A 26,669-nucleotide genomic window follows, 5' to 3' on the forward strand; every position below is an offset into this window, starting at 1 on the left:
ACAGAAAAGGGGCTTGTAAATCATCTACAAACCCCTTTCGTTTTATGAGTTAGGATCATCTAAACTACGGCCGTGTAAACCTTTTTCACGTTGTACTTGGCGTAGTTTTTCTGGTGTGACGTCATTTCCTTCTTCGTCGACAATTTTGATTCCTTCAATGTGGTGGCGAACAGAACGACGATAGCCTTCAATATACTCCTCACGAAGTTTAGCTTGTTCCACTTTTTCAGCAGAAGTTAAGCCTTCTGTTTTTTTCTTTTTAGCAAGCTCGTTAATACGATCAATTTTTTTAGGATCCATGTTTCTCTCCTTTATGATAAGATTTAATCCGTTTACCAGATTTTATTTGGTATTGATTTGGTTGAAACGTGCAAGTTTAGCTGCTTTCTTGGTTAATTGTGACAAGATTGCCAAACGATTTTGACGGATAGACTGATCTTCAGTCATTACCATGGTATTCTCAAAGAAAGCATCAATAACTGGACTAAGCGCAAAGAGTTGTTCTAATTGCTGGCTTGCAGTTCCTGATAAAACTAATGATTCTACTGCCTCCGCCAAAGCTTTCTCTTCTTCATTCTCAAAGAGAGCAGGATCAACCGTGTCAGAACCTTCTGCCTTCTCAGCCAAGTTGAAGGCACGGGAGAGGGATTCAACAGACGATTTGAAATCTTCTTTCTTGCTTGCTTCGACAAGAGCACTTGCTGCTTCTAGCATATCTGCCACAACAAAGTTCGAACTTGCAAGAACTGCTTCCTTGATATCTTTTGGAGTAGAACCCATCATCTTATCAACACGAGCCTTGATAAAGTCCATGACCTCTGCTTTATTTGCATAAGTCAAGCTGTCAAATTTCAAACTGTAAAGGCTATCAATCAGCTCATCCATAGCAATATGCCAACCAAAAGCATCCAAGATACGAACCACACCTTGCGTCGCACGACGAAGGGCATAAGGGTCGTTAGAGCCTGATGGAATCAAGCCTACTGAGAAGAAACTCAAAATCGTATCCAATTTGTCTGCAATGGCTAGAATGGCTCCGACCTTACTCTCTGGAAGTTCGCCTTCGGCAGCTGTCGGCATATAGTGTTCACGAATAGCAGCTGCAACTGCTGGAGTTTCTCCAGCAAGAAGAGCATATTTCTCACCCATAATTCCTTGGAGTTCATCAAACTCACCAACCATACCCGTCAACAAGTCAAACTTGTAAATGGCTGCTGCACGCGCTAGGTCAACTGTTTCATCCACTGACAAACCAGCTTTTTCTGCCAAGAGAATGGCAATCTGACCTGTACGAATCATGTGTTCACGAAGAGAACCAATCTTTTCGTGGAAGGTGACGTTGTTTAATTTTTCAACAAGGTCAGAAATAACCAATTTTTGGTCTTCACGCCAGAAGAATTCTCCGTCTTCCAAACGGGCTACCAAGACTTTTTCATTTCCTTTGATGACATTTTCCAAATGCTCTGCGTTTCCGTTACGAACTGAAATGAAGTTTGGTAAGAGTTTACCGTCTTGATTACGAACAACAAAGTAGCGTTGGTGTTCCTTCATCGAAGTCACCAAAACTTCTTCTGGAACTTCAAGGTATTTGGCATCAAAACTACCCATAAAGGCAGTTGGGTATTCAACCAAGTTCAAGACTTCGTTCAGCAAGTCCGTATCAATTTCGATACCTACACCATGTTTTGCCTCAATTTCCTTGATTTGGTCAACAATCATTTGCTGACGTTCACGTGGATCCGTGATTACAAACTGTGCGCGAAGGTCTTCTTCGTAGCTCAAAGCTGACTGAATCTTAGTTTCTTGTCCCAAGAAACGATGGCCACGGCTTACACGACCGCCCTTGATATCAAGGAAATCCAAGTCAAACTCTTCTTCATCTAAAAGAACAGTTAAAGTGTGAACAGGACGGATGTATTCAAAGGTATTGTTAGCCCAGTGCATGCTGACAGGGAATGTCAGTGACTTCAAGACATCTACAACACCTGGAACAATTTTCTCAACTGGTTGACCCACTTCTTCCTTGGTAACATAGACATATTCTTCACCCTTGATTTCACGGAATTCGATGTCTTCAACTGTCAAGCCTTTTCCACGGACAAATCCTTGAGCTGCTTTGGTGAAGTTTCCATCACTATCCAAGGCAATTTTCTTTGCTGGACCCTTGAAATCTTCTGTCAAATCAGACTGTTTGTCTGCAAGACCAGTCACACGAACAGCCAAACGACGTGGCGTTGAGAAGGTTTGAATGTCTTCAAAGGACAGGCGGTTTTCCTTGAGGAAGGCTGCCATTTTTTCACCTAGTTGTTTTTCACTTGGAGTTACTACGTAGGCTGGTAACTCTTCAAGACCGAGTTCTACTAATAAGTTTTTTGTCATGTTTTTTCCTTTACATTTTCTTCAATCTTTTTTGATATGCACCTTAGGTACTGGGGACGCCGCTAACTAACTTTGTGAGTCTGTATGGAAATCTGATGCTAAATTGATTAAGATTTCCAACAGTCTCATCAAAGTGGATTTAGCTGACTGATTTTTGAACCTAAGGTTTCAAAAATCCCCACATAACAGTACAGCGGTGCATAACCCTCTAGCAAGTCTTCGACTTGCCTCTAACGATTTTAGAGCACAGTATTACTCACTATTCTGCGTCTTCTGCTAAGAGTTTAGCTCGTGTTACTTCATCTAAAAGTGGGTAGCCTAGGCGTTTGCGTTCTGCGACAAAGGTTTTGGCTACGACACGGGCCAAGTTACGGATACGAGCGATATAGCCCGCGCGCTCCGTTACAGATACGGCCCCACGCGCGTCCAGCAGGTTAAAGGTATGTGAACATTTGAGAACATAGTCATAGGCAGGGTGAACCAAGCCCTCTTCCAAGGCACGACCAGCTTCTTTTTCAAACTTATCAAAATTTTCTAGCAACATTTCTTGATCAGAAATTTCAAATGAATATTTTGAATGCTCATACTCAGGCTGGATGAAGATTTCTCCGTATTTAACACCATCAGCCCACTCGATATCATAAACAGAATCCACTTCTTGAATGTAAGAAGCCAAGCGTTCTAAACCATAGGTAACTTCCGCAGTCACAGGGCCAGTTGCCAATCCACCAACCTGTTGGAAATAAGTGAACTGCGTGATTTCCATACCATCAAGCCACACTTCCCATCCAAGACCAGCTGAACCAGTTGATGGATTTTCCCAGTTATCTTCAACGAAGCGAATATCATGTTCCAATGGATTGATACCCAATTTTTCCAAAGACTCAAGGTAAAGCTCTTGGATATTTGATGGAGAAGGTTTCATGACCACTTGGAATTGGTGATGTTGGTAAAGACGGTTAGGATTTTCCCCGTAACGACCGTCAGCGGGACGACGTGATGGCTCTACATAAGCCGCATTCCATGGCTCAGGTCCGATAGCACGAAGGAAGGTATAAGGACTCATTGTCCCCGCACCTTTTTCATTGTCATAAGCCTGCATAAGCATACAACCTTGGTCATTCCAAAATTGTTGCAAAGTCAAAATAATCTCTTGAAAGGTTAGTTTTTTGGACATGTTTTACTCCATTTTCTATAATTTCTTGCGACACGAGTCTGCCTTGTCAATTATACGAGGCAAGACGAGTTAGTACTGCGTCTAGCTCAGGCACTCTAGTGCTGAGCGTGGGGCAGTCCGACTGTAAGGAGGTCTCTGCCACTGACGCAGTGGAAAGTCAATTTTTTAGACATTGTTTACTCCTTGTTATTAATTCTTGAGACTTTGGATACAAAAAGAACCGTGTCTTTACTCCTAAGTCTGTGACCTAGGGGCGTCAGAAACGCGGTTCCACCCTAATTTATTACTTCATTGTTTTTAAAAATACGACAGAAAGCGCCAGTTTCTTAGTTTGTTCTACTTGGCTCCCACTGTCCCAAGCTCGCTTGAAGAACGCCATAAGACTTTCTTTCCTGTTGAATATTATATCAGAAAGGCAAGAAATTTACAATTCTTTTTCTTACTTTCTAAAAATCCATCTCATCCACACGAGGTGCGCCCGAAGTCACTGAAATTGTCTTTAAGACTTCTCGCTCGTCTTTGCTGAGTTCAATTTCAAAACAGTCAAGATTGCTCTGGATGCGAGAGGCTGTCACTGACTTAGGTAGGGGTAAAAATCCTTCTGCCAAGCTCCAAGCCAAGGCAATTTGAGCAACTGATTTCCCATGCTTAGCAGCAATTTCTTGGACTTCTGTCTTGTCAAACAACTCCCCTTGCCCAAATGGTCCCCATGCCTCTAAGAGGATTCCTTTCTCTTTACAGTAGTCAACCACTTCCTCCTGATAAACTCCTGGTGCCAAGCGTACCTGATTGACCGCTGGGATGATTCTTGCTGTCTCAAGTAAGTCATCCAAATGATGGGGAAGGAAATTACTAACGCCGATAGCACGAATTTTACCTTCTTGGTACAGGTCCTCCATCGCTCTCCAGACATCGGCATTGCGAGTTTTCCATTCGTCATTTTCTCTTAAAGGTTTTGGATTTGGCCAATGGATAAGGTACAAATCTAGATAATCCAATCCCAATTTTTCCATTGATTGCTCAAAAGCATGTCGAGCTTCATCATAGCTGTGATTGGTATTCCAGAGTTTGGTCGTTACAAAGATTTCTTGGCGAGGAATACCGCTATCTCGAATAGCGCGACCAACACTCTCCTCATTTTTGTAGATAGCTGCAGTATCGATATGACGATAACCAGCCTTCAAGGCTTCCAAAACAGCTTGGTAGGCTACTTCTCCATTTTCAGCTTTCCATGTTCCAAATCCTAGTACAGGAATTGAAACTCCATTATTAAGGGTGTAAGATTTCATCATTTTTCCTTTCTATGTGAAGAAAATCTAAAGAAACAAAGGCTGATTACCAGAACACTTGCTCCTTTAGATCTTGAAGATTATTGATCACGGTCATAATACATTTCGTGAGCCTTCAAGCGAGAGTTGAGCAATTCGGGAACGGTCACAAATGTATACCCTTCACCCTTTAAATACTCAATAACACTTGGTAGAGAATTAACAGAAGGACCATGGATATCATGCATGAGGATGATGGAACCATTGCGAACCTGACGTTGTATCTCTGTTAAAATAGCTGTTTCATTCTTACTCTTCCAGTCCAAACTATCCACATTCCACATGATAAAGCTCAAGTCCAGACTGTTACGGATATCATCTGTAATGGCACCATAAGGAGGGCGCATGAGTTTAGAACTCGAACCTAGAACTTGGGTTAACAAATCTTCTGTGTCAGCGATTTGCTTTTTAGCATCTTCGAGAGATAGTTGGGAAAGGACAGGATGACTCCAGCTGTGGTTGGCAACCACATGCCCCTCAGACTTCATCCGTTTAAGGATGTCTTCATTGCCAGCGATGTTTTTACCAAGTACAAAGAAGGTCGCCTTTACTTTGTACTTAGCTAATGTATCCAAAGCTTGTGTAGTTGTAGACGGATTTGGACCATCGTCAAAGGTCAAAGCCACAACTTTTTTGTCTTTTTGTGCAAAGTAAGCTTGATAGAGTTCAGCATCTTTTTCTAATAGATAAGAGGACTCCAAAACATCAAAGAAACTGGATATCGGTAGAGCAATTTCCTCCAAAGTCTCCCCTGGATTAGGAGGATAAAGGATGATTTGACTATCTTTATAATCAAAGCTCCATGATGCCAGATCTTGGTCTGTAAAGTTTTTTAGGACCTGATCAATTTTTGTCTGGTCGAGTTTCTTATCTTCTAGAGTTGATTTGATTTGACTCAGTAAGAGTTCCTTAGCCTTACTTGCATCTTTGAAGAGTTTGCTGAGGTCAAAATCTTTCCCATCTTCAGTCAAGAAAATTTTCCCTAAAGAAGTCTTTTCTTTTTCTTCAACCTTTGATGCAGACAAATCGTAGACTTGCTTGCTGATATTACGAGAAACAACTCCCTTTAAGACGGGGTCCAACTGCTCACTATAATAAAAGACCAAATCCTCTTTATCTTCCAGCTTTTCTTTGATATCCTGGTTGATTTTTTCTCTAACAGACGCAATGACTTCCTCTCCTTGCAGAGGGTAGTAGGCAATCACCTCAGCTTGACCTTTTCGGAAATGGTCCTTCTGACTACCTGAGTTGAATTGCTGGTCCTTTTCGCTTTTTAGCGCTTCAATTTTTTGTTCGTAAGATTGCTTTTGTAGTAGCTTATAACCAATAGCACTCCCTAATAGAATCGTAGCAACTCCTAAGATTCCAACAAGGGAAAGCAATAGCCTTCTCGTTTTATCGTGAGAAACACGTTTCGCTCTATTTTTTTTCATATTTCCATCATATCAAATCGAGGCTATTATTTCAATGATAAACAGGGATTCTGTCTTTTTTTAGGAAAAGAAAAAAGCTTAGAAATCTTCTAAGCTTCTATTTTTAAAAACGAATCGCTTCACGTGTTTTCTCATATGAAGTTACAAAACGGTTTGTAACCCCCGGTTCAGCAACTTCCAAGGCTTGTGAAATTTTTTCAAAAGATGCCTGGTAGTCAAACTCTTTTTCAAAAATTTCAAGCGCTTCGTTGAAGGCCTCTTGGATACGCTCATCGAATGAACGGTAACGATTTGAGTATTGCAAGAGTTGCTCCGTCAAGGTTGCATATTGAACGATATCATAGGTTTCTGTTTCAAGTGCTTCCATATCATTTGTTGCAATTTCAAGAATTCGTTTAACCGATTCAATATTCACTTGTGGTTGTTCTAACTCTGCCATCAGATCTTCTGTGTTATGACTTGCAGTAAAGAAAAGTTTCAAGAAACTTTGAGGAATACCTGGCAAGTTTCTCTTCTCCATGTAACGTTTGATAGTATGCAAACGGTTCACATAGACATTTGCTTTTTGGCGAGCATTGAGGTCGTCTTTTTCAATTTGCGCAAGTCGTTCGCTAACAGAGATTTGCTCATCCTCTATATCCTTGAGGTTGCTTTGAAGCATTTCCAACTGTTCTTCAAGAGCAGAGTAGGCTTGTGTTGACTCACCTTGATCCTCTGTCACTTCCATGATTGCTGTATCAAGTGCAGCCAATTCTGCTTGAAGACGACGAACATGATTACCATCACTTTCAGGAAGAAGGTAGGTTTTAGTCAAGCGTTCAAGATCTTGAACAAGCACCTGATTATTTTCTTTCAAGTGGTTGAGATAAGTTGGTAATGTCGAAAGAAGACTTTCAACTACTTTTTGAGCTGCAATTTCACGAGTGAAGATATCATAAAGTGCGTTGATTTCTTCTTGGATGCGATTATTTTCATACTCTGCATTGTCCAATTCCAACTGACGAATATTTTCTTGATTATTTTTCAAAGACTCATGCAAAAGTTGGAAACGGGATTCAATATCTGTTTCTGTAAAGTGGTAGTTGGCATCCAACAGCTTGCGATAACCTTCTTCCAAATCTGCCAATTGTTCTGGCAGTTCCTTTGTCAAGGTTTCAACAAGAGCTGGAATTCGCTCAACGATGTGTGTCAAAGCGAGAATATGATTTTCAGTTGAATCAAGAATTGCTGCGGCTTCAACCGGGTCACCTGATGAATTTAGGGTAACAAATTGAGAGAATTCAGATTGGATGTTTTCCAATTGTTTCTCAATCTCAGGAAGGGCCTTACCATATTTCTCCGAATCTTCTGCAACGGTATGTTGAAGGGATTCAAACAAGTCCAAAGCATGAAGGACGCGACCACTATTCTTAGATTCTTGTTTTTCAAGTTCAGAAAGGGCATTACGAATAGCAGCAATATCTTCTTCAATCAAGCCGATTTGGCTTTCAATTTGATCAATCTTGTGAGCAGCTTTGAAAAAACGGAAAGAATTATTGTAGCTTTCAGCTTCAAAGAGGTGATTTTCAATATCAGCAAATGAGTTCAGAGATAAATCAACCCATTTTTGGTTCCATTCACGGAAGGTCACCTGACTTTGACCAATCAAGTGCATGTTTTTAACGGCTTCAACCTCATCATTTACAGGAAGGTTGTAGAGTTCTTCTTTTCTTTCTTCAAGGGCCGTTAATCTGCTTACATTACGCTTACGTAAAAAGATAGCTGTTACATAAGCTAAGATCAGAATGACTGCAATTGCAACCATTAGATAAATTAGTTGTCCATTAGACATATCAAACTCCTTTTATACTAGAAACAATCGTAATGATTATATCATATTTTTTAAACCAAGGGAACTATTTCCCACATTTTTTAGACGTCAAGTGTACTGTAAACAGCGTTTTCTTCGATAAATTCGCGACGAGGTTCTACTCGATCCCCCATCAACATATCAAAGATTTTATCTGCTTCGGCAGCATCATCTACCGAAACACGCGCCATCAAGCGATGTTCAGGATCCATGGTTGTTTCCCACAATTGGTGGTCATCCATTTCTCCCAAACCTTTATAACGTTGGATGGTTGGTTTTGAACGCCCTTCACTGTGACGTGCTAAGGCTTCTTGGAGTTTAATTTCTTGATCTGCACCAGGTTGAATGTATTCTTTAATCTCACTTCCAACCTTAACCCCATAAATCGGTGGTTGGGCAATGTAGACATAACCAGCCTCTAAGATTGGTTTCATGTAGCGGTAAATCAAGGTTAGCAGGAGTGTTCGAATGTGGGCTCCATCAACATCGGCATCGGTCATCAAAACGAGTTTTTGGTAACGAGCCTTAGTGACATCAAATTCTGCACCAAATCCTGTTCCCATGGCTGTGAAAAGACTTCGAATTTCTTCGTTGGCAAGGATTTTATCCATGCTAGCTTTTTCAACGTTCAAAATCTTACCACGAATTGGCAAGATAGCTTGGAATTCACGGTTACGACCAGATTTAGCTGATCCACCAGCTGAGTCTCCCTCAACGATGAAGAGTTCGGTTTCAGCAGGGTTATTTGAAGAACAGTCTGCTAATTTCCCTGGAAGATTGGAAATTTCCAAACCAGATTTCTTGCGAGTGACTTCACGCGCACGCTTGGCAGCTACACGAGCCTTGGCAGCCAAAATCCCTTTTTCCACGATGCGCTTGGCAATCTGCGGATTCTCCATGAGGAAATCAGAAAAGGCATCGCTAAAGAGGCGGTTGGTAATCTTAACAACTTCGCTATTTCCCAGTTTGGTCTTGGTTTGTCCTTCAAACTGCGGATTAGGGTGCTTGACTGAGATAACAGCAGTCAAACCTTCACGAACATCTTCCCCTGTCAGGTTGTCTTCATTGTCTTTTAGCAGTTTATTCTTGCGGGCATAATCGTTGATAACACGAGTCAGAGCCGTACGGAAACCTTGCTCATGTGTTCCACCTTCATGGGTATGAATATTATTGGCGAAACTCATGACGTTTTCGTGGTAACCCGTTGTGTACTGCATGGCTACTTCAACAGTAATGTCATCCATCTCACCGTCTGTGTAGATTGGTGTATCAAAGATAACATCCTTATTCTCGTTGATATACTCAACGTAGCTAGCAATCCCACCCTCATAATGGTAATGCTTGGTTTGTTCGAGACCTTCACGCTTGTCTGTAATTGAAATTCGAAGCCCTCGGTTCAAAAAGGCTAATTCTTGAACACGTTTGTTTAATTTTTCAAAGTCAAATGTTGTTGTTTCTGTAAAAATCTCTGGGTCTGGTGTAAAGTGAACTGTTGTTCCTGTTTTATCTGTATCTCCAACGACCTCAAGATCAGCAACAACATGACCACGACGGTATTCTTGGTAATGAATTTTGCCGTTTTTGTGAACATGAACATCTAGTTGCGTTGAAAGAGCGTTTACTACTGATGAACCTACTCCGTGGAGTCCACCTGATACCTTATATCCGCCACCGCCGAATTTTCCTCCAGCGTGAAGAACCGTAAAGACTGTCTCAACAGCAGGACGTCCCGTCTTTTCTTGAATATCAACAGGAATTCCACGACCGTCATCCACAACTGTAATAGAATCATCAGGTTCGATAAAGACTTGGATATGACTAGCAAATCCAGCCAAGGCCTCGTCAATAGAGTTATCAACAATTTCCCAGACTAGGTGGTGAAGACCCTCTTTAGCAGTCGATCCGATATACATACCTGGACGCATACGAACGGCTTCCAGACCTTCTAAAACTTGAATTTGACTGGCATCATAATCCTGTGCCTGTTGATTTTTGATTTCTTCTGTCATTTTTTCCCTTTTCTTACATGTCTATTGCTTGTCTCAATATCGCAACGTTATTAAAAAGATAGGCATCTAAGCCAACAGCTATACCTGCTTCTACATCAATATTTCTGTCACCAATGACCAAACCTGATGAGATATGATACTTATCACGTAAATAAATCATGGACTCAGGATCTGGTTTCCGTTTAAAGCCAGAACTGGCAGTCACCACCTCGGTAAAGTAGTTGGCTATCCGGGTCTTAGCAAGAAGTTCTAGCACTTGGTCATTTCGATGAGAAACCAAGAAATGGCGGCCACCCTCGTCCGAAATGTCTTTGAGTAATTCTGGAATTCCCTCAAACAAAACTGGATGTTCTAGCTCACGCGCTTCATTTTCTTTGTAGTGCTCTAAAAAATCCTCGATATCTGGTGCAAACTCCTCGATGGCAAAAGCTGTCGAAACCTTCAAGGCTTCGTAAACACAGTCGTGTTCTTGCTCTAATCCATATTGGGCCAAGGTTTCTACAAAGGCTGCAGTAGAAGTCTCGTAATTATCCAATAGGGTACCACCTAAATCCCATATGTAGTCGTGATATTTCATACCCTTCATTATACCATTTTTTTATGAAAAAAGCGATGATTTCCTAGATTTTTCCAAGTAAAAAACGAGAGTCTGCCTCTCGTTTTATTCTTGATTTCCAAAGACATCTCGATAGAGCATACCGACTCGTAAACTTTCGGCATCTCCTCCCAACTGATCCACCAATTCATAGGCAAAGGCAAGGGCTGTTGACGGTCCTCGGCTGGTTGTTAGATTGCCATCCACAACAACTGTTTCCTTTTGGTAAATCCCGTCAGTAATTTGCTCCTGCACACCGTCATAACAGGTAAAGCGCTTATCTTTTAAAACACCTGCTTGATGGAGGGCGATTGGGGCTGCGCAGATAGCCGAAATCTTCTTTCCCTCTTGGTTAAAGGCTTGAATCTCAGAAATGAGGGCTTGATTATCCCGTAGATTTGCTGATCCAGGCATGCCACCTGGCAGAACGAGCAGGTCATAGTCGGATAAATCACCATCAAAGACACGATCGGCTGTTACCTGAATGTCATGTGATCCTGTCACCTGCTCCTCAAATCCTACCATATCACAGGAAATGTTTGCTCGACGCAAGACATCGACTACTGTCAAGGCTTCGATTTCTTCAAAGCCATTTGCTAAGATAACTGCTACTTTTACCATAGCGACCTCCTTATTTGATTTGTTTTAGGATTACTTTTTTTCGTTTGAATGGAATTTTCCCACTCTTTTCTTCTGCTAGATTGGTCTGGTAACTCATAGACAAGAGGAGACCGACACCGATGAGGTTACTAATAATAGCGGAGCCCCCTTGAGAGATGAAAGGTAAAGGTATCCCAGTCAGTGGAAGCAAGCCAGTCACTGCGCCAATATTTTCAAAGATATGGAAGAGCAACATCATGATAAAGCCAGTCGAAATATAGGTATAGAACTGGTTATTTGATCTGAGAGTAATCTTCAACATCCGATAGATAAGAAGTAGGTACAAAGCAATGACAAAGACTGAACCAATGAAGCCAAAATCTTCCGCAATCACTGTAAAAATCATATCACTCTCACGTACTGGAATGAGGAGATTGGAAACATTGAAACCTTGTCCAAACAAGCCACCACTTCCAATAGCAATTTGCCCTTGCGCCTGTTGGTAAGTTGTTGTTTGCGCAAAGTCAAAGGGATTGAGCCATGCCAAAATACGGTTAATCTGGTAGGTCGGCATCCCAATCTGGTGCAAGAAAGCACGTCCATCTTTACTGATAAAAATCGCTAGAAAGCCTCCTACTGCAGTCACTCCCGTAACAAAAACTGGAATGATAATCTTCCACGAAACGCCTGAAAGGAGAACCATACCTGCAAAAATAGCCACGAAGACCAAGGCAGTCCCTAAGTCACTTTGTAGGGCTAAAAGGACCAGCACTGGGATAGTAAAGCCAATCATCCAAATAATCAACAGGAAATCCAAAGGGATGGTTCGACGCCACTCCTTGTGCTTTTGAGTGAATTGCACAATGACTCGAGCTAATATCAAGATGTAGGAAATCTTCATGAACTCAGATGGTTGAAAAAGTGTTGTCCCTCCAATTGACACCCAGTTTTTAGCACCCGTAGAAGCTACCAAACTCGGATTGTAAAAAACAAGAGGTAGGACCATCAAAGCTAGCCCTAGACCATAAAGATAGGGAGTCACCTTCCATAAAAACTCGGTATTAAAGAACATGACCACAAAGCCAATGACAAGCCCTAAAGCAATCCAGGCGATTTGCTGACCTAGAATTGGAAGTACATTATTAGGATAGTCATGGCTAACTGCTATATAAATAGCCACTACTCCAATCACCAGTAGACAAAATACTGGTAGAAGAAGACTATAGTCGACTCGAGAGTCGAAGGAACGTTTCATCTTTTTTACCTTTTCTCTTTCTTGGATTTTTCTTTCATTCTATTGCGACGAGATTGTAGAAAATCTGCTACTGCAGACTCTAGCTGGTCTCTAGCAAGGACCCGAACCGTTCTTTCTTTTGACAAGGTTTGGGCGATTTGTTTGCCATAGCGCTTGCTGACAACACGGCTATCTAAAAGCACAGCAACCGAACCTTGGTCAGGCCGTCTAACAGTACGACCTAATGCTTGTTTTAGCCGAATAATAGCCATCGGCAATTGATAATCATAGAAAGGATTTTTTCCTTCACGACGTAGTTCTTGGTTTAATTTTTTGGTTAACGGTTCTTGTGGATTTTGGAAAGGCAATCTCGGAATCACTTGAAGTACAAATGGATGGGTTGAAAAATCAACTCCTTCCCAGAAACTACCTGTTCCAAGCAAGATCTGGCGTTCACCTTTGTCAAAACGTTTTTTCAGTTGGCTTGGTTCCCCATTTTTATACTGAGCTAGATGAGGTTGGTCTAGCAAGTCCGAAACTGCCAGTAACATCTCTTTTGAGGTAAACAAAACCAATAAGGGTTCTTGAAAGGCTTGTAAACGTCGGATGACAGAAGCCACTTCACTCGCATAGTCAAAAGGCGAAATTTCGGTAACGATAGGAAAGTCATCAATTAGATAGACTTCTTGTTGGTCCTGCTTTGCTACATCAAGCCTAACAAGTGGCGCATCTGGAAATCCCAGTAAATCTGCTAAGGAAACTCGATTGCTAATTTCAAGAGTGGCCGACACTCCTAGGAGCCTACAAGCTTCTGGCAATAAGTCTGCTAGTATAAAGCGGCCTCTTTTGCTTGAACAAATCAGGACATCCTTACTCGATTTCTCTGCTGGAGCAAGCCAAAATTCACGGTCCGACGTAAAAAAGTTTGCAATCTCTCTATACTCTGGGAGAGCTAACTCTGAAAAATGTTGGCGTAACTGTTCGAGAGAATCCAACCACTTTCCATTCTTCAGACCTGACTGATACTGCTCCATCAAGTAACGACATTCAAAACCTATACTCTCAAGCAAGCGTTTCTGAATCAAATCTTCCACTGTCTCCAAAGACTTTTCAATTTGAGTTACAAGATCCTCAAGGCGATAAGCCTGCTGAGCTATATTTTCAAGGGCTAGGAGCATTTTTTGAGCTTCATCCAAGATCACCAAACGGTTGTCGACAAACTCTGGATTGTCCTCCAAACGAGTGACCAGATAGGCATGATTAGTCAAGAGAACACGACTAGTCTTGGCTTTTTCCTGCCCTCGTTTCCAAAAATCCTCTGTGGCAAATAAACTTTTCTTTGAAAGCTTGCCATCGTGGACTAGTTCAGGTAGATAATGCTGATAGCGATAAAGTTGCCCAATTTCGTCCAAGTCACCAGTCTCTGTCTCCGTTAGCCAGATGAGCAGTTGCATTTTAAAGCGTGTGAAAAGACGATTAGACTCAGATCGATGGAGAACTCTGTGAAAGGCATCCAGTTTTAAATAATTTTGAGGCCCCTTGAGACTATGAATCTCCAGATGAAAAACCTCTTTTAAACGCTGTCCTTCTTCTTGCATGATCTGATTTTGAAGAATTTTAGTCGGAACGCTCACTAGGATTCCAGCTTCACTCTCCGAGTTCAAAGCTGGGAGGAGATAACCGTATGTCTTACCCAATCCCGTTTGAGCTTGGATAAAAGAAGTCTGGTGTTCTTCCAATAAGTGCTCAACCTTCTCCGCAAAATCCAGCTGCTGTGGACGCTCCTCCAGCCCCAATAAAGAAATGTTTTTAGCAAAGTCTTTGGATAACTTTCGTGGGACTAAGCCTTTGCTTTCCTTTCTGAGGAAAAGCCCATGAAGCTCCATCAAGTCTGGCGAAGATAAGAGAGATTGTTGCTGATAGACCTCCTCAATCACCAGATAACTTTCATAGAGAAGGTTGTCTGCATGGTTTAACAAGCTTTCTAAAAGCCCTTTAGGTAGCTCGAAGAGTTTTTGACGCATGTAAAGTAAGAGTTCAGCTGTTGCCTGAGCATCTGACAGGGCAGTATGGGCATGTTCCAGCTCAATGCCCAACTCTTGACAAAGGATACCTAAGTTATACTTTTCAAACTGAGGATACAAAACTTGGGCAAGCTCAACTGTATCCACCCGCGGTGTGCGCAATTCATAGCCTTCAAAAAAAAGAAATTCTGCAAGGAGGTTGGCATCAAATTGTACATTGTGCGCAACAAAAACACCGTCCTTAACCAATTCAAAAATTTTTCCAGCCACCTGAGAAAATTCTGGTGCTGCAGCCAAACGCTGATCGGTCAGACCTGTTAATTCTTTGATATGAGAATCCAAGGGTTCATGGGGATTGACGTCAGTCGCATACTGATCGACGATTTCGCCATTCTCAATCACCACAATGCCTACTTGAATAATTTTTGCCTTGCTTCCGGTGCTGGTCGCCTCTAAATCAACGACCACATACCGATTATTTCTCGCATTCATCATTAAAAATTATATCAAAAAAAGCATGATTTGACACCCCTCAACTTTGATAACAATCTTGTTTCACTTTCGAGTTCGATTAAAAATCAAGACCTTAAAAGTGAGAATTTCTCGCAAGTTCAGCAGTTGCTTGCTGGTTCTGAGGTATTTGAAAAACTTAACAGGATAGTTACATCAATACAAAAAGACAACCAAGGAATTAGCCGCCTTTTTGAGATATTTTTTTCATTTTTTTCGGAAGTGTCTTGCTAATTTCTGTTGGCAAGACAAGATAGTGTTCTTGAGCTAGTTCTTGGGCAATAGCTGAGTGCAGATGGGTCGCTACTACTACGCGTTCATAGAGATTGACATGTGGAAACTGACCTGCAAAACCTGCAATCATCCCAGCCAAAGTATCTCCCATCCCACCAGTTGCTTGATAGGGGCCTCCAACCTCCAGTTGATAGTATTCAGGTTTGCCAGCTTGCCAGATACGAGTCGCTGGACCCTTCTCGACTAGAATCGTTCCTTGAGGAAAAGATGAAAGAGCCCTAGCTGTCGTCTCAGTATTTTGATGGTCAAGAACTATACCAGACAGTCTTTCCCATTCCTTTTGGTGGGGAGTTAGGATGAGCTGACTAGATGGGAATGGCAAATGACCTTTTGCTAAGATACCCAAAGCACCACCATCAATAATCAAAATCTGGTCATTTCTGAGCTTATCAAAAACCCGTTTTACAAGTTCTTCTCCGAATGCATCCTCTCGCAAACCCGGACCTAACAAGACAACTTCTGCCTTTTCCAACTGTTCTTTTAGTAATGCTTTGTCCTTTAGAGAAAAAGCCATGGTCTCAGGTAAATGGCTGTGCAGGGCTGTGATATTCTCCTTATCCGTGCCAACAGTCACCAACCCTGCCCCACTTTTGACAGCTGCAATGGCTGACATGATGATAGCTCCCCCATAAGGATAGGTCCCTCCCAGCAAGAGCAGGCGCCCGTAATCTCCTTTATGGCTGTGACAAGGCCGTTCAATAATGACTTTTTCTAATAAAGTTTGATCAATCACTTTCATCGTTATTTTCCTCTCACTCCATTATACTATAAAAGGAGGGGCAAACCTCCTTTTACACTATTTTCTCTTAAATTCCGCAAAGGTCTGTAAGATTTTAGCTGCTACTGCTGGAGAAGGAGCTCCTTTTAGCTCTAACGTGTCATCTGCATATGGACTAAGACCAGCAAAATCTCCAATCTGGACAGAGTAGAGAGATGTTTTAAAGAGCTCAATATCGTTTTGGTCATTTCCAAAAGCAATGAAGTTCTCTCCACATAACTTTTCAACAGTTGTCGCCTTATGAGTGTCCAAGGGGTTGACATAAAGGCACTTTTCATGCGCATGATAGGACAGATGAGCCTGCCCCAGTCTTTCTAACTGACCAAGCAGGTCATCAAGCAACTCCTCATGGTCACCCATATAAACGACTACCTTAATCGGAGTACCCAAGTCCTCGAGTTTCTGGTGACGAGCCACCTTTAGGGGATCCACGCTGGAGATAAATGGAATTTTTTCCACAATCTGACCACTATAGTCAAAGCAATCATCTGCAAAGAAAGGAAGATTATAAGTCTGGCAATAATCCACTAGCGCCTGATAAACTCTAGCATCGAGATTTCTTTCGAAGATAGCCTTCCCCAAGTGATAGGCTACGCCACCATTCAAACCTATAACCAAGCGCTGACTGAGTTCAGGGCCTAATAAACCCAAGCAATCCCGATAAGAGCGAGCTGAGGCAAATACAAGATCATGCCCATAATCTTCAGCCTTTAAAAGAACCTGCTGAATCTCCTCATCAATGGTCATGTAGTCAAAAGATAGCGTTCCATCCAGGTCAAATACGAATTTCATCTTCCTAGTCCTTGTTTAGTGTTCGAAGCGCTGCCTGATAGGTTTGCTCCATTAGCATGGTAATAGTCATAGGTCCAACTCCACCAGGTACAGGTGTGATGTGACTAGCAAGTGGTGCAACCGCATCATAATCAACATCTCCACAAAGTTTGCCATTTTCATCTCGGTTCATCCCAACGTCAATGACAACCGCTCCCGGTTTGACAAAGTCAGCAGTCACAAACTTAGCACGACCGATTGCAACGACAAGAATATCCGCCTTAGCAGCCACCTTGGCAAGATGATGGGTGCGTGAGTGAGTCAAAGTCACAGTCGCATTCTTTGCTAAAAGAAGCTGAGCCATCGGTTTTCCAACGATATTGGAACGACCGATGACAACTGCATTTTTACCTTCTAGATCAATCCCATATTCATGAAACATTTCCATAATTCCTGCAGGTGTCGAAGGAATCATAACTGGATGACCAGACCAGAGGCGACCCATGTTTAGCGGATGGAAACCATCCACGTCTTTTTCGGGGTCAATAGCCAACAAAACTGCCTCTTCGTCAATATGTTTAGGTAAAGGCAACTGGACCAAAACCCCATGCCAAGCTGGATCTTGATTGTATTTGGCAATCAAATCTAACAATTCTTCTTGGGTAATGGTTTCAGGAACTCGCACTACTTCACTATGGAATCCTGCAGCAAGAGCCGACCGTTCCTTATTGCGAACGTAGACTTGGCTGGCTGGATTATCTCCAACCAAAATCACCACCAAACCTGGAACTAAACCTGTTTCTTCTTTTAGTTTGGCCGTCTTTTCAGTCAACTGTCCTTGTAACTTAGCTGCAAGAGCCTTCCCATCGATAATCTGAGCCATATCTCTTCTCTTTTCTATCAAATATCCTCTATTATATCAAAAAATAACTCGCCATCCTAACACTTCTTGCCTAATGGACCTTATAGTCTGAAACTATAAGAAAAAGCTCAGTTGCAGGACTAGTCATTCTCTTACTGGAGGATAAAGGAACTCCACAGAATAATGATATTATTTTTTGATTCTGCATCAAAAATAATGTACAATATAAGTAAAGGAAGTCTTACAAAAAAGGAGGATAGAGATGTCAATCTTTCATAAATATATACTATTTTTTATATTTCTTATACTAGCACTATACTCTGATAAGCTTTTCAAAAAGAACCACCAAGTTTGGAAAATTATTTTCGCAGTATTAGGTATACTTACAAGCATTAGCTTCATGTTTTAACTAAAATAAAGTAGGAATCAGTGTTTTCTGATTCCTACTTTTTATTTATAACTTTAATCTAAACTGAGTAAAGAAGTTTTGATATAACTTATCGAACTATCTACCTAAGAAAAAGTCGAAATGGATATAAATTTACAACTCTTACAAAACCTTACTCAAGAAATCTTTGGTTCTTTGTTCTTGGGTTTGTTCAAAGACTTGCTCTGGCGTTCCATCTTCGACAACAACACCATCAGCCATAAAGATGACACGGTCTGCTACCTCACGCGCAAAGCCCATTTCATGAGTCACAATCACCATGGTCATCCCTGACTTGGCAAGGTCTTGCATAACAGCTAGAACTTCTCCAACCATCTCAGGGTCTAGGGCTGAAGTCGGCTCATCAAAGAGCAAAACATCTGGTTCCATAGCAAGTCCACGTGCAATGGCAATCCGTTGTTGCTGACCACCTGACAAACTCTGAGGATAGGCCTTTGCCTTATCTGGCAAGCCAACTTTTTCTAACAGTTCCTGTGCTCTTTTCTCCGCAACTTCCTTGCTTTCACCTTTGGTTTTAATTGGTGACAAAGTGATATTTTCCATCACTGTCATATTGGGAAAGAGGTTGAATTGTTGGAATACCATACCCATCTTTTCACGCATGGCAAAAAGGTCATTTTTCTTATCTGTGATATCGACTCCTTCAAAGATAACCTTACCTTTACTTGCTTCTTCAAGGAGATTCATCGAACGAAGGAGAGTTGATTTCCCGCTCCCTGACGGACCAATAATGACCACAACTTCTCCTCGTTTAATCTCAAGGTTGATGCCTTTTAAAACTTCATTTTCCCCAAAAGACTTATGTAGTTCTTCAATTTTAATCAAGGTTTCTGTCATTATTTCTTGTCTCCTTGTCCAATATGTTTTTCAAATGCTTTCAACGCCACTGTCAAAACAGAGGTCATAATCAAATAGTAAAAGGCTGCAAATAAAAGTGGAGTCAACGGTAAATACGTTGTTGTTGCTACTGTCGTTGCACCATTCCACAACTCCATAACTCCAATCGCAGACAAGAGGGAACTATCCTTGATAATGGTGATAAATTCATTTCCCAGAGCTGGAAGAATATTCTTGATAGCTTGTGGCAAAATGACATAACGCATGGCATTTTTCGGACGAATACCAAGAGAGTAAGCAGCCTCTAACTGACCTTTAGGAACCGCATTGATCCCCGCACGAACAGTTTCAGACACATAAGCTCCACTATTCATAGAAATAATCAGAATACCTGGAATTAAACGGGAAAGGTCCACACCTAAAATCCCTACTTGAATAGTAGGCGCATCGATATGCATGAGGGCAAAAGCAATCATAATTTGCACCATCATCGGTGTCCCTCGGAAAATCCATACATAAACATTTGCAAACCAGACAAGAGGTCTAAAACGTGAACGTTGAGCAAAGGCCAATAAGACACCAAGAATGGTACCGAAAAAGACTACCAGAATTGAAATCACTACCGTGATAAGAGCACCATAATTAAAATAAGGTAAATACTTTGGTAAAAAGGAAAAATTCATATAAACTCAGCTTTCTAAATATCAGATTGTATGATTATAACATGTTCTGAATTAAAATTCAATATTTTTTCACTGATTTTCACCAATAATTTTATGCAAAAGAGAAATAGCGAGAAATCTTAGTTTTTTCTAGTCAAGTCCCCGTGGTTTATGGTAAAATAGTAACGATAAGAAATGGAGGAGAATCATAATGGAATCACATTTGGTTAGAATCATCAACCGCCTAGAAGCTATGACAAAAGATGGCGGAAATCTTAAACGTAATTTTGAACGTGAAGGAGTTGTTGTTGCAGAGGTTGCTTACAGCTATGACGAAGAAAATGGATCACTCTTCACCCTTCGCGATGTTGAAGCACGTGAAACCTATACCTTTGATAGCATTGACTTGATTGCAATGGAGATTTACGAACTCCTTTACTAATAGAATAACAGTGGGGAAACCTGACTGATGAACGAGAATCCTTTTTGTCCCTGCAAATAGGATTTTTTCTTACCATCAGTAACAGAGATTTTCTTAGGAACTTTCTCTCCAAATCTTCCTAGCCCAATCTTTTTACTTGCTTTACACCTTAATCATGCTATAATGAGAATATAAAAACTTTGACTATTTTTGACCTTTTATCAGGCCAAGGGTAAGAATGAAATGAGGTAGATGTATGCTCTGTCAAAACTGTAAAATTAACGACTCAACAATTCATCTTTATACCAATCTCAATGGACAGCAAAAACAAATTGATCTCTGTCAAAATTGCTATAAAATTATCAAAACGGACCCAAACAATACCCTCTTTAAAGGGATGACTGACCTAAACAATCGTGACTTTGATCCTTTTGGAGACTTTTTCAATGATTTGAACAATTTCAGACCTTCTTCTAATAATGTCCCTCCAACTCAATCAGGTGGAGGATATGGGGGTAATGGTGGCTACGGACCTCAAAATCGCGGACCCATTCAAACACCGCCTCCAAGTCAAGAGAAAGGTCTTCTAGAAGAGTATGGAATCAATGTTACTGAGATTGCTCGTCGGGGAGATATTGACCCTGTTATTGGTCGAGATGAGGAGATTATCCGCGTTATCGAAATCCTCAACCGTCGAACCAAGAACAATCCTGTCCTTATCGGAGAACCAGGTGTCGGTAAAACAGCCGTTGTCGAAGGTCTAGCTCAGAAGATTGTTGATGGTGATGTTCCCCATAAACTCCAAGGTAAGCAGGTCATCCGTCTGGATGTGGTCAGTCTAGTTCAAGGAACAGGGATTCGAGGCCAATTTGAAGAACGCATGCAAAAGCTCATGGAAGAAATCCGCAAACGTGAGGACATCATCCTCTTTATCGACGAAATCCATGAAATTGTTGGTGCAGGGTCAGCAGGCGATGGCAATATGGATGCAGGAAATATCCTCAAACCAGCCCTTGCCCGTGGTGAATTGCAATTGGTTGGAGCTACTACTCTCAATGAATACCGCATCATTGAAAAAGATGCTGCTCTCGAGCGCCGTATGCAGCCTGTCAAGGTAGATGAACCAACTGTCGAAGAAACCATTATCATCCTCAAAGGGGTTCAAAAGAAATACGAAGACTACCATCACGTCAAGTATACTGATGCTGCTATCGAAGCAGCTGCAAATCTTTCCAATCGCTATATTCAAGATCGATTCTTGCCAGACAAGGCTATTGACCTGTTAGATGAAGCTGGTTCTAAGATGAATCTGACACTGAACTTTGTTGATCCTAAAGTGATTGACCAGCGTTTAATTGAAGCTGAGAATCTCAAGGCTCAGGCTACACGAGAGGAAGACTTTGAAAAAGCTGCCTATTTCCGCGATCAGATTGCCAAGTACAAGGAAATGCAGAAAAACAAGGTGACCGATCAGGATACTCCTATCATTAGCGAGAAAACCATTGAGCATATCATCGAGCAGAAAACCAATATTCCTGTCGGAGAACTCAAAGAAAAAGAACAGTCTCAGCTTATCCATCTAGCAGACGACCTCAAGGCCCATGTTATCGGACAAGACGAGGCTGTCGATAAGATTGCCAAAGCCATTCGTCGTAATCGTGTTGGACTTGGAACTCCTAACCGCCCAATCGGAAGCTTCCTCTTTGTCGGACCAACTGGTGTTGGTAAGACAGAACTTTCCAAACAACTAGCCATTGAGCTCTTTGGCTCTGCTGACAGCATGATTCGCTTTGATATGAGTGAATACATGGAAAAACACAGTGTGGCTAAATTAGTCGGAGCCCCTCCAGGTTATGTCGGCTATGATGAAGCTGGTCAGTTAACGGAAAAAGTTCGTCGCAATCCTTACTCACTTATCCTTCTCGATGAGGTCGAGAAAGCCCATCCAGATGTGATGCACATGTTCCTTCAAGTCTTGGACGATGGTCGTTTGACAGATGGGCAAGGACGAACAGTTAGCTTTAAGGATGCTATCATTATCATGACCTCAAATGCGGGTACTGGTAAGGCTGAAGCCAGCGTTGGTTTTGGAGCCGCTCGTGAAGGACGTACCAACTCTGTCCTCGGTGAACTCGGTAACTTCTTTAGTCCTGAGTTTATGAACCGTTTTGACGGTATCATCGAATTTAAACCTCTCAGCAAGGACAACCTTCTCCAAATCGTCGAACTCATGCTAGCGGATGTCAACAAACGCCTCTCTAGCAACAATATCCACCTCGATGTGACAGACAAGGTCAAGGAAAAGTTGGTTGACCTAGGTTATGATCCAAAAATGGGAGCACGGCCACTCCGCCGTACCATTCAAGACTATATCGAGGATGCCATCACTGACTTCTACCTTGAAAATCCAAGTGAGAAAGTCCTCAAGGCAGTCATGACAAGCAATGGCAATATTCAAATCAAATCTGCCAAAAAAACTGAAAAAACAGAAGAGATTGCTTCTGAAATAGAAGAATAAATCTATATAACAAGTGCAGAAAGTCTATCATTTTCTGCACCTTTTTTACTAAAATAAATGCAAAACCTTGACAGCTTGCCCCTCGTCCATTATGATAATAATAAAGATACTAGAGAATGAGGAAAGTTCAATGGCCAACCCAACTTTTGGTGAAAAAGAAGAAAATGTGACCTACCAGCACCGCTATGGTGTTTACGCAGTTATCCCTGATCCTGAAAAAAAACAAATCGTTTTAGTTCAAGCTCCCAATGGTGCTTGGTTCTTGCCAGGTGGAGAGATTGAAGCGGGAGAAGACCATCAAGAAGCACTGAAGAGAGAACTCATCGAAGAACTTGGCTTTACAGCTGAAATTGGAAGCTATTTCGGACAAGCTGATGAGTATTTCTACTCTCGTCACCGTGATACCTACTACTACAATCCAGCTTATCTCTACGAAGCTATTTCTTTCCAAAAAGTACAAAAACCTTTAGAAGACTTTAATCATATTACTTGGTTTCCTATTGACCAGGCAATAGAAAAACTCAAACGTGGTAGCCACAAATGGGGAATTGAAGCTTGGAAAATCAGGCATGGAATTGACTAAAATACACGATTTTATCCAAAAAGTGCTATAATAGAGTTAGAAAATCGGAGGAACTATTATGAAGCTTATCAACACGACTAATTCACACTCGCAACTTGTTAAAAGCCAATTAGAAAGCACTGACGCAACGCTTGTTGAAGTTTATTCAGCTGGAAACACAGATGTGATTTTCACTCAAGCTCCGCTTCACTATGAAATCCTCATTTCCAACAAACACCGCGCTATTCGTGAACCAGAAATCGAAACCATCCAAGATTTCTTCATGAAACGCAAAATCGATAAAGATAATATCGATGAAGCCAATATTAAGACCCTTTATTCAGATAAATTGATTGAAATTTCTATTCCTACAAAATAAGAAAGCCAGCCAAAAGCTGGTTTTCTTTTGCAAAAAAAGATTGGTAGTTTCTACCAATCTTTTATTTTTATTTCACAGCTTCTTTCAAAGCGTCTACCTTGTCCAAACGTTCCCAAGGAAGGTCAATATCTGTACGTCCCATGTGTCCATAAGCCGCTGTTTGACGGTAAATTGGGCGTTTGAGATCCAGCATTTGAATAATTCCTGCAGGGCGAAGGTCAAAGATTTGACGCGCTGCTTTTTCAAGCTTGCTTTCAGCTACTGTTCCTGTACCAAAAGTATCGATACGAACAGAAACAGGCTGTGCCACCCCAATAGCGTAGGCCAATTGCACTTCTGCCTTCTTAGCAAGGCCTGCTGCAACGATGTTCTTGGCAATGTAGCGAGCTGCATAAGAGGCTGAACGGTCCACTTTAGTCGCATCCTTACCAGAGAAGGCACCACCACCATGGCGAGAGTAGCCACCATAGGTATCCACGATAATCTTACGACCAGTCAAACCTGAGTCCCCTTGAGGTCCACCGATTACAAAGCGACCAGTTGGATTGATGAAGAATTTGGTTTGCTCATCCAAGTAAGAAGCTGGAATAACTTCCTTGATAACCTTGCTAATCACATCATCGTGAATTTGTTCGTTGCTGACTTCTGGGTCGTGCTGAGTTGAAATAACGACTGTGTCCACACGTACCGGACGGTCATTTTCATCATACTCAACTGTTACTTGTGATTTGGCATCAGGACGAAGATAGCTGATTTCACCAGACTTACGAAGTTCTGCCAAACGACGAACCAACTTGTGACTAAGTGAGATTGGTAAAGGCATGAGTTCTTCTGTCTCATCCACTGCAAACCCAAACATAAGACCTTGGTCTCCAGCACCAATCAAGTCCAGCGGATCTTGATCTACATTCCCACGAACCTCCAAGGCTTCGTTAACACCTTGGGCGATATCTGGTGACTGCTCAACAAGTGACGGATGAACTCCCACCGTCTCCGCAGAAAAACCATACTCTGTATTGGTATAACCAATCTCTGCAATGGTATCACGAACCACACGGTTAATATCCACATAGGCATTTGTCGAAATTTCACCAAAAACATGGACAGAACCAGTATAAACAGCTGTCTCAGCAGCAACATGCGCCTCTGGATCCTCTGCTAAAATAGCATCCAAAATCGCATCTGAAATTTGGTCTGCAATCTTATCTGGATGCCCCTCAGATACAGATTCAGACGTGAATAATTTACGTTCTGACATAAAAATGTCCCCCCTTAAAAAATATTGTTATAGAGTTACAAAGTACTGATAGAAATTTCTATAGTCTAAGAGTTACGACGCGAAAGAAATAAAAACGATGTTTTTTTATTTCTGAAGCTAGTAAGGCGCATAGGGTGACCGCGTTATAGCGGCAACCGTAGAAGGACGAGCTACTTTGGAGCCGTCATTCTTTGCGAGTTACAAAGTACTGATAGAAATTTCTACCATCTTATCGGGACTATATAACCTTATCATTATACCACTTTTTATTTTTTTTTGCAGTATTTTTAAAAATTCATAAAATGAAGTTAAAAAAGGAGCTATGCAGCTCCAATTTTATACTTAAAATGTTTGGCGTTTAGCTTTACGCTCGGCACGGCCACGCGCACGATTTTCAGCACGCTTGGTTTTGCGACGTTTTTCATCTACCGCCCATTGAATCTTCTTCTTATAGCCTGGTTTGACTTTTTTCTTTTTCTTTTTGACTAAGCCAATCATTTCAATATCAAGCTTATCCTGCTTCTTTTCACGGTTGGCACGACGATCACGGTCATAGGTATCTTGGAACTCTCCGTCTTTAATCATCTTAGGAATAAACTTGATTCCTAATTTCTCCAACTCACGGATATCCGAGTCATCGCTTGGCTGGTAAAGCGTAATAGCTATACCAGGTAGACCATTACGTCCAGTACGTCCCACACGGTGAACAAAGAAGGACAAGTCTTGAGGAATGGCGTCATTGATGACATGACTAACACCTTCAATATCAATTCCACGCGCTGCCAAGTCCGTTGCGACAATGTACTCAAAATCAAGATTTTTCACCTGATTCATGATCCGCTTGCGCTCACGAGGAGCAATATCCCCATGAATCTTAGCCACCTTCAAACCTTGAGCTGTTAGATATGTATGCAATTCATCTGCACGCGTCTTGGTATTAACAAAAATCATGGCTAGATATGGTTGCATGGCTTGCGTCAACTCATAAATCTGAGCATTTTTATCTCGTCCCTTGGTCGAAATCAACCAGTTATCAATGGTATCGGAGATGACTGTTTTTGTTTTGATTTTTTCCATAACAGGATTTGACAAATATTTTTTCAAGAAAGGCTGCAACTTCTGTGGAATGGTTGCTGAAAAGACCATGAATTGCAAGTCTTTAGGAAGGCTTCCTGCTATCTTATCAACTGTCTCTAAGAATCCCATATCCAAGGTCATATCGGCTTCATCGACAACAAAGGTCTTAGCCTTATGAATAGCCAGATCACCAGATTTTACCAAGTCATAGATACGACCTGGAGTCCCGATGACAATGTGGGGCTGGTTACTTGCCAATTTATCAATCTGACGTGCCTTATCCGTCCCCCCCACATAATTAACCACACGAACTTCGACATCCGAGTGGGCCGCAATCTGACGTGCTGCTTGGTAGATCTGAGTAGCTAACTCACGACTTGGAGCAGTAATGACCGCCTGCACACTATCGCTAGTTTCATCTAATTGCTGGAAAATTGGTAACAAGAAAGTATGAGTCTTTCCAGAACCTGTTTTTGATTCACCAACCAAGTCACGACCTGCCAAGACTATAGGAATTAACTTATCTTGAACCTCTGTAGGAGTTGTATAATTCAACTCCTCCAAAGCCTTTTCTATATAATTTTTAAACTGAAATTTCGTAAATGACATATTATCCTCGATTCTATTCATCTAACCATTATACCATATTTTGAACATTTTCAGT

At 41.5% G+C, this 26,669-nt stretch carries 22 protein-coding genes; 4 read left to right on the top strand and 18 right to left on the bottom strand.

Translation table 11 applies throughout. The features are described 5' to 3' along the window. Nucleotides 1-42: 42 nt before the first annotated feature. The 16 genes from SNAG_RS06745 to SNAG_RS06825 form a co-directional block, all read right to left on the bottom strand. Complete coding sequence (locus tag SNAG_RS06745; protein WP_000371301.1) at nt 43-300, bottom strand: DUF896 family protein; 258 nt, start codon at nt 298-300, stop codon at nt 43-45. A gap of 42 nt (nt 301-342) precedes the next feature. Continuing rightward, the gene (glyS, locus tag SNAG_RS06750; RefSeq protein ID WP_096407775.1) at nt 343-2,379 is read right to left on the bottom strand and encodes a glycine--tRNA ligase subunit beta; all 2,037 of its coding nucleotides are present in this window, start codon (nt 2,377-2,379) and stop codon (nt 343-345) included. Between the two features lie 259 nt (nt 2,380-2,638). Next, nucleotides 2,639-3,556 carry a glycine--tRNA ligase subunit alpha gene (gene glyQ, locus SNAG_RS06755; protein WP_061865956.1) on the bottom strand — a complete coding sequence of 306 codons (918 nt, stop codon included), beginning with the start codon at nt 3,554-3,556 and terminating at the stop codon, nt 2,639-2,641. Between the two features lie 446 nt (nt 3,557-4,002). Then, nucleotides 4,003-4,845: an aldo/keto reductase gene (locus tag SNAG_RS06760; RefSeq protein WP_096407777.1), complete on the bottom strand. Its 843-nt coding sequence runs from the start codon at nt 4,843-4,845 to the stop codon at nt 4,003-4,005. Nucleotides 4,846-4,925: 80 nt separating this feature from the next. Beyond that, entirely contained in the window at nt 4,926-6,317 is a 1,392-nt protein-coding gene (pgdA, locus tag SNAG_RS06765) for a peptidoglycan-N-acetylglucosamine deacetylase PgdA (protein WP_096407780.1), read from the bottom strand. Nucleotides 6,318-6,420: 103 nt separating this feature from the next. After that, nucleotides 6,421-8,148 carry a septation ring formation regulator EzrA gene (gene ezrA, locus SNAG_RS06770; RefSeq protein ID WP_042767761.1) on the bottom strand — a complete coding sequence of 576 codons (1,728 nt, stop codon included), beginning with the start codon at nt 8,146-8,148 and terminating at the stop codon, nt 6,421-6,423. Nucleotides 8,149-8,228: 80 nt separating this feature from the next. Further along, nucleotides 8,229-10,175 carry a DNA topoisomerase (ATP-hydrolyzing) subunit B gene (gene gyrB / locus SNAG_RS06775; protein WP_061408805.1) on the bottom strand — a complete coding sequence of 649 codons (1,947 nt, stop codon included), beginning with the start codon at nt 10,173-10,175 and terminating at the stop codon, nt 8,229-8,231. Between the two features lie 13 nt (nt 10,176-10,188). Next, on the bottom strand, nt 10,189-10,752 hold the full coding sequence (locus SNAG_RS06780) for an HAD-IA family hydrolase (protein ID WP_331712109.1): 564 nt from the start codon (nt 10,750-10,752) through the stop codon (nt 10,189-10,191). Between the two features lie 84 nt (nt 10,753-10,836). After that, nucleotides 10,837-11,391, bottom strand: a complete 555-nt coding sequence (locus SNAG_RS06785; protein WP_096407785.1) for a DJ-1 family glyoxalase III — start codon at nt 11,389-11,391, stop codon at nt 10,837-10,839. Nucleotides 11,392-11,401: 10 nt separating this feature from the next. Continuing rightward, nucleotides 11,402-12,625 (bottom strand): FtsW/RodA/SpoVE family cell cycle protein, encoded by a 1,224-nt coding sequence (locus SNAG_RS06790; RefSeq protein ID WP_096407787.1) that lies wholly within the window; start codon nt 12,623-12,625, stop codon nt 11,402-11,404. A 5-nt stretch (nt 12,626-12,630) separates the two neighbouring features. Beyond that, entirely contained in the window at nt 12,631-15,120 is a 2,490-nt protein-coding gene (locus SNAG_RS06795) for a bifunctional DnaQ family exonuclease/ATP-dependent helicase (RefSeq protein WP_443031042.1), read from the bottom strand. Between the two features lie 199 nt (nt 15,121-15,319). Next, complete coding sequence (locus SNAG_RS06805) at nt 15,320-16,171, bottom strand: NAD(P)H-hydrate dehydratase (protein ID WP_096407795.1); 852 nt, start codon at nt 16,169-16,171, stop codon at nt 15,320-15,322. A 57-nt stretch (nt 16,172-16,228) separates the two neighbouring features. Then, nucleotides 16,229-17,002 carry an HAD hydrolase family protein gene (locus SNAG_RS06810; protein ID WP_096407798.1) on the bottom strand — a complete coding sequence of 258 codons (774 nt, stop codon included), beginning with the start codon at nt 17,000-17,002 and terminating at the stop codon, nt 16,229-16,231. A 4-nt stretch (nt 17,003-17,006) separates the two neighbouring features. Continuing rightward, on the bottom strand, nt 17,007-17,864 hold the full coding sequence (locus SNAG_RS06815; RefSeq protein WP_172842398.1) for a bifunctional methylenetetrahydrofolate dehydrogenase/methenyltetrahydrofolate cyclohydrolase: 858 nt from the start codon (nt 17,862-17,864) through the stop codon (nt 17,007-17,009). A 529-nt stretch (nt 17,865-18,393) separates the two neighbouring features. Then, nucleotides 18,394-19,128: an amino acid ABC transporter ATP-binding protein gene (locus SNAG_RS06820; RefSeq protein WP_096407803.1), complete on the bottom strand. Its 735-nt coding sequence runs from the start codon at nt 19,126-19,128 to the stop codon at nt 18,394-18,396. Beyond that, entirely contained in the window at nt 19,128-19,811 is a 684-nt protein-coding gene (locus SNAG_RS06825; RefSeq protein ID WP_096407805.1) for an amino acid ABC transporter permease, read from the bottom strand. The genes SNAG_RS06820 and SNAG_RS06825 overlap by 1 nt, the downstream gene beginning before the upstream one ends. Nucleotides 19,812-20,001: 190 nt before the next feature. Here SNAG_RS06825 and SNAG_RS06830 point away from each other — a divergent pair, with 190 nt between their 5' ends. From SNAG_RS06830 to SNAG_RS06845, 4 genes are all read left to right on the top strand, one after another. Further along, nucleotides 20,002-20,232 carry a DUF1797 family protein gene (locus SNAG_RS06830; RefSeq protein WP_000443579.1) on the top strand — a complete coding sequence of 77 codons (231 nt, stop codon included), beginning with the start codon at nt 20,002-20,004 and terminating at the stop codon, nt 20,230-20,232. Between the two features lie 235 nt (nt 20,233-20,467). After that, nucleotides 20,468-22,729 (top strand): ATP-dependent Clp protease ATP-binding subunit, encoded by a 2,262-nt coding sequence (locus SNAG_RS06835; RefSeq protein WP_096407808.1) that lies wholly within the window; start codon nt 20,468-20,470, stop codon nt 22,727-22,729. 130 nt (nt 22,730-22,859) lie between these two features. Further along, the gene (locus tag SNAG_RS06840; protein ID WP_096407810.1) at nt 22,860-23,312 is read left to right on the top strand and encodes an NUDIX hydrolase; all 453 of its coding nucleotides are present in this window, start codon (nt 22,860-22,862) and stop codon (nt 23,310-23,312) included. Nucleotides 23,313-23,370: 58 nt separating this feature from the next. Then, nucleotides 23,371-23,670 (top strand): DUF1827 family protein, encoded by a 300-nt coding sequence (locus SNAG_RS06845; protein WP_000767191.1) that lies wholly within the window; start codon nt 23,371-23,373, stop codon nt 23,668-23,670. A gap of 67 nt (nt 23,671-23,737) precedes the next feature. Here SNAG_RS06845 and metK read toward each other — a convergent pair whose 3' ends face one another. Then, nucleotides 23,738-24,928 carry a methionine adenosyltransferase gene (gene metK / locus SNAG_RS06850; protein ID WP_096407813.1) on the bottom strand — a complete coding sequence of 397 codons (1,191 nt, stop codon included), beginning with the start codon at nt 24,926-24,928 and terminating at the stop codon, nt 23,738-23,740. A 342-nt stretch (nt 24,929-25,270) separates the two neighbouring features. Beyond that, the gene (locus SNAG_RS06860) at nt 25,271-26,614 is read right to left on the bottom strand and encodes a DEAD/DEAH box helicase (RefSeq protein ID WP_096407815.1); all 1,344 of its coding nucleotides are present in this window, start codon (nt 26,612-26,614) and stop codon (nt 25,271-25,273) included. Nucleotides 26,615-26,669: the final 55 nt, after the last annotated feature.

Origin of the sequence: Streptococcus sp. NPS 308 (assembly GCF_002355895.1) — a bacterium.
In the GTDB taxonomy this organism is placed as follows: Bacteria; Bacillota; Bacilli; order Lactobacillales; family Streptococcaceae; genus Streptococcus.

Bases quoted from the DNA above. Each gene is read 5' to 3' on its own strand.
- SNAG_RS06835 (WP_096407808.1), top strand. From the start codon at position 20,468: ATGCTCTGTCAAAACTGTAAAATTAACGACTCAACAATTCATCTTTAT.
- SNAG_RS06810 (WP_096407798.1), bottom strand. From the start codon at position 17,002: ATGAAATTCGTATTTGACCTGGATGGAACGCTATCTTTTGACTACATG.
- SNAG_RS06820 (WP_096407803.1), bottom strand. From the start codon at position 19,128: ATGACAGAAACCTTGATTAAAATTGAAGAACTACATAAGTCTTTTGGG.
- SNAG_RS06780 (WP_331712109.1), bottom strand. From the start codon at position 10,752: ATGAAATATCACGACTACATATGGGATTTAGGTGGTACCCTATTGGAT.
- pgdA (WP_096407780.1), bottom strand. From the start codon at position 6,317: ATGAAAAAAAATAGAGCGAAACGTGTTTCTCACGATAAAACGAGAAGG.
- SNAG_RS06840 (WP_096407810.1), top strand. From the start codon at position 22,860: ATGGCCAACCCAACTTTTGGTGAAAAAGAAGAAAATGTGACCTACCAG.
- ezrA (WP_042767761.1), bottom strand. From the start codon at position 8,148: ATGTCTAATGGACAACTAATTTATCTAATGGTTGCAATTGCAGTCATT.
- SNAG_RS06805 (WP_096407795.1), bottom strand. From the start codon at position 16,171: ATGAAAGTGATTGATCAAACTTTATTAGAAAAAGTCATTATTGAACGG.
- glyQ (WP_061865956.1), bottom strand. From the start codon at position 3,556: ATGTCCAAAAAACTAACCTTTCAAGAGATTATTTTGACTTTGCAACAA.
- gyrB (WP_061408805.1), bottom strand. From the start codon at position 10,175: ATGACAGAAGAAATCAAAAATCAACAGGCACAGGATTATGATGCCAGT.
- SNAG_RS06815 (WP_172842398.1), bottom strand. From the start codon at position 17,864: ATGGCTCAGATTATCGATGGGAAGGCTCTTGCAGCTAAGTTACAAGGA.
- SNAG_RS06760 (WP_096407777.1), bottom strand. From the start codon at position 4,845: ATGAAATCTTACACCCTTAATAATGGAGTTTCAATTCCTGTACTAGGA.
- SNAG_RS06830 (WP_000443579.1), top strand. From the start codon at position 20,002: ATGGAATCACATTTGGTTAGAATCATCAACCGCCTAGAAGCTATGACA.
- SNAG_RS06785 (WP_096407785.1), bottom strand. From the start codon at position 11,391: ATGGTAAAAGTAGCAGTTATCTTAGCAAATGGCTTTGAAGAAATCGAA.
- SNAG_RS06790 (WP_096407787.1), bottom strand. From the start codon at position 12,625: ATGAAACGTTCCTTCGACTCTCGAGTCGACTATAGTCTTCTTCTACCA.
- SNAG_RS06845 (WP_000767191.1), top strand. From the start codon at position 23,371: ATGAAGCTTATCAACACGACTAATTCACACTCGCAACTTGTTAAAAGC.
- SNAG_RS06825 (WP_096407805.1), bottom strand. From the start codon at position 19,811: ATGAATTTTTCCTTTTTACCAAAGTATTTACCTTATTTTAATTATGGT.
- glyS (WP_096407775.1), bottom strand. From the start codon at position 2,379: ATGACAAAAAACTTATTAGTAGAACTCGGTCTTGAAGAGTTACCAGCC.
- SNAG_RS06860 (WP_096407815.1), bottom strand. From the start codon at position 26,614: ATGTCATTTACGAAATTTCAGTTTAAAAATTATATAGAAAAGGCTTTG.
- SNAG_RS06795 (WP_443031042.1), bottom strand. From the start codon at position 15,120: ATGAATGCGAGAAATAATCGGTATGTGGTCGTTGATTTAGAGGCGACC.
- SNAG_RS06745 (WP_000371301.1), bottom strand. From the start codon at position 300: ATGGATCCTAAAAAAATTGATCGTATTAACGAGCTTGCTAAAAAGAAA.
- metK (WP_096407813.1), bottom strand. From the start codon at position 24,928: ATGTCAGAACGTAAATTATTCACGTCTGAATCTGTATCTGAGGGGCAT.